At 61.6% G+C, this 557-nt stretch carries 1 pseudogene; it reads right to left on the minus strand.

Features of this window, described 5'->3' with window-relative positions:
• Nucleotides 1–557 (minus strand): annotated as a pseudogene (locus tag HWX07_RS37225) (sugar-binding protein); the annotation flags it as partial.

Raw genomic sequence — 557 nt, forward strand, 5'->3', positions numbered from 1 at the left:
ATTCGCGACAACTGCCCGGCTGCATCATAGCGATACCGCCGCTCGGCAAGCGGCGCAGGCGACGTCGACCGCTGGATCGTCTGCTGCAGCACGCGCCCTGCCGGATCGTAGTGCGTGCGCTGCCCGACCTTGCTCGACAGCACACGAACCGTCTCGCGATGCAAGTCATCGCGCTCGAACTGCACACGCTCCTCGCCGTCGAGCAGCATCCCGTGCACATGCCCCGAGCCATACATCAGCCAGTCGACCGCATGCCCGTCCGGCCGAACGGTACGCCGCCGATTGCCGAGTTCGTCGTATTCGTGATGCCACACGTAGCTGCGCCGGTCGCCGAACAGATCGTAAGCGTGATGTTCACGCACCAGATTGCCAACCGGATCAAAGAAGAACTGCACGCGGCTGTAGCGATTCACCGCGTCGATCAACCTGCCGCTCGGATCGTAGGCGAACCGTTCCTCGCTGTCACCCGCGATGCGCTTCGGCAGACGCTCGTTTGCATCGATGTCAAACACCTGACCTCATCAATCAAAACGAGACTGGCACTCCAGCAACAATTT

The organism is Burkholderia sp. BCC0097 (assembly GCF_902832985.1).
Taxonomy (GTDB): domain Bacteria; phylum Pseudomonadota; class Gammaproteobacteria; order Burkholderiales; family Burkholderiaceae; genus Burkholderia; species Burkholderia orbicola.